Annotated in this window: 3 protein-coding genes; all 3 read left to right on the forward strand. The window is 32.3% G+C overall.

Translation table 11 applies throughout. From position 1 onward, the window contains the following. Positions 1-937 (forward strand): T9SS type A sorting domain-containing protein (locus ACIQ11_RS10080; protein WP_396154538.1); only part of this gene is annotated, 937 nt, incomplete at its 5' end. 75 nt (positions 938-1,012) lie between these two features. Continuing rightward, positions 1,013-1,948 (forward strand): bifunctional riboflavin kinase/FAD synthetase, encoded by a 936-nt coding sequence (locus ACIQ11_RS10085; protein ID WP_396154540.1) that lies wholly within the window; start codon positions 1,013-1,015, stop codon positions 1,946-1,948. Positions 1,949-2,076: 128 nt separating this feature from the next. Next, positions 2,077-2,886 (forward strand): biotin synthase BioB (gene bioB / locus ACIQ11_RS10090; RefSeq protein WP_396154542.1); only part of this gene is annotated, 810 nt, incomplete at its 3' end.

Raw genomic sequence — 2,886 nt, forward strand, 5'->3', positions numbered from 1 at the left:
TATTTGCGAAAGTACTACTGCAACTTGTGTTACTCCTAATCCAGTTGCGCCAGTTAAAAAAGTTTTGCTATACAATAGAGGAACTGCCAACTTAACTTCTGCTACATTGTCTTATAATATGAATGGGGGAACTACTTATTCGCAAAATTGGACAGGTAATTTAGCACCTAATAAATATGCAATTGTTTCTTTAACTAATTCAACAGTTAATGGTACTTTAAATGTATCTATAACAGCTGCAAATGGAACAGATCAAAGAGCTTCTAACAACACTGCGACAAAAACTTTCGGTACTGGTTCATCATTATCGTATGCAAATGCAACCTCATTTACGTTTAATTTAGTTGGGGATTCTTATGGCACTGAAATAAGATGGAATTTAAAAAATGCTGCTGGTTCAACTTTATATAGCGGAGGTCCTTACACAGATATAACTTCTGGAACTCAAATATTGGTTAATAATCAATCTTGGACGTTGCCTGCAAATGATTGTTATTATTTAACAGTAATTGATTCTTTTGGAGATGGATTATATAATGGAGTTGTACAAGGCTATTACACTGTAACCGCAGGCGCGACAACCGTTGTAAATGTGCCTGATTTTGTTGAAACTGGCAATCCAGATGATACTGTTATTTCTAGAATTAGTTACTTTACCAATAATGCTGCCTTGTCAACTGATAGTTTTAGTTTAATTGAAGATGTTATGCTTTACCCGAATCCATCAAGAGATTTCTTGACAGTTAATGTACCTCAAGGTATAGAAAGATTAGGCAAAATTGAAGTTTATAATAGTTTAGGTCAAAAAGTTGTAACTCAACAAATTTCATCTGAAGCAGATTTATCTGTAAATGTTTCAAGTTTATCTGATGGTGTTTATTTTTTAAACTTAAATTTAGGCGAAGCAACTAAAACATTACGTTTTATAAAAGAGTAAATTTTTAATATTTTTTCATAAAAAGGATTGGTTTTTGCCAATCCTTTTTATTTTTGCATAAATATATAATTGACTTTGAAAATATATCAATCTCTTAACGAATTTAAGCCCTCTAGAAAAACAATAGTAACCCTTGGAACTTTTGACGGAGTTCACTTGGGACATAACGTCATTTTAGATAAAATTTGTAACACAGCCAAACAAGAAAATTTAGAAAGTGTATTGCTCACATTTTTTCCTCATCCGCGATTAATCGTTTCTAACGATTCGGAAATAAAAATGTTAAATACAATGGCTGAAAAAGCTAAGCTTTTAAAACAAAAAGGCATTCAAAACTTTATAATTCATCCATTTGATAAGTTGTTTTCTGAATTATCACCAAGAGAATTTGTAGCACAAATTTTGGTAAAACAACTAAATATTCAGAAAATTATTATTGGATACGACCATAAGTTTGGAAAAAACAGAGCTGCCGATTTTAATGATTTAATCGCTTTTGGTAAAGAGTTTGGTTTTGAAGTAGAAGAAATTTCAGCAAAACAAGTCGATGAAGTTGCTGTAAGTTCTACAAAAATTAGACATTCGCTTTTAGAAGGTAATATTTCATTAGCGAATGCCTATCTTGGATATTCTTATATGTTGTCCGGAATCGTTGTTAAAGGCAATCAATTAGGAAGAACTATTGGTTTTCCTACCGCAAATATTGAGGTTTCAGAAAACTATAAACTAATCCCTAAAAATGGGGTTTATGTAGTATCTGCAATTGTGAATAATCAAACTATTTTTGGGATGATGAATATTGGAATTAAACCTACCTTAGGTGATAATGTTCCGACAATTGAAGTGCATTTATTAGATTTTTCAGAAGATATTTACTGTCAAGAAATTCAAGTAAATGTTATTGAGCGACTTAGAGACGAACAAAAATTCGAATCTTTCGAAGCGCTTAAATCGCAATTAGAAATTGATAAAACAAATACCGTAGACTATTTTAAAAAAAGGAACTCGTAACTAATTAATTTACAAGATTGTCTGTTTTTTAAAACCGCTTCTTGCTTATCTAAATTTATAAAAACTTAGCGCATAAATTTTTTCTTCAAATGTAAATTAGTACTTTTGAGGCATTAATTTATGATTTTATGAGTCTTACCAAACATAACTGGACGAAAGAAGAAATAATTGCTATTTACAATAAACCATTAATGGATTTGTTGTTTGATGCGGCTTCAATTCACAGAGAACATCACGATCCTAATACGGTTCAAGTATCTACACTTTTATCTATAAAAACGGGTGGTTGCCCTGAAGATTGTGGATATTGTCCACAAGCGGCAAGATATCATACCGATATTGAAGGAAATGATTTAATGTCTGTTTCACAAGTAAAAGCACAAGCATTACGAGCAAAATCTTCCGGTTCATCACGCGTTTGTATGGGTGCAGCTTGGCGAAATGTTAAAGATGGTCCAGAATTTGATCAAGTGTTAGAAATGGTTCGTACCATTAATAAATTGGATATGGAAGTATGTTGTACTTTAGGTATGATAACTGAAAATCAAGCACATCGTTTAGCAGAGGCAGGATTATATGCCTACAATCATAATTTAGATTCATCAGAAGAATATTATAAAGAAGTAATTTCAACTCGTGGTTTTGAGGACAGACTTGAAACTATTGAAAACGTTAGAAAAACTAATGTTACAGTATGTAGCGGTGGAATTATTGGGATGGGTGAAAGTATTGAAGATAGAGCAGGTATGTTAGTTGCACTTTCTACATTAAACCCACAACCAGAATCGGTGCCAATTAATGCTTTAGTTGCGGTTGAAGGTACGCCACTTGAAGATGAAAAACCAGTTGAAATATGGGAAATGATTCGTATGGTAGCTACCACAAGAATTATTATGCCTGAAACGCAAGTACGTTTATCTGCAGGAAGAACCAATATG

This window comes from Flavobacterium sp., assembly GCF_044361065.1.
Classification (GTDB): domain Bacteria; phylum Bacteroidota; class Bacteroidia; order Flavobacteriales; family Flavobacteriaceae; genus Flavobacterium.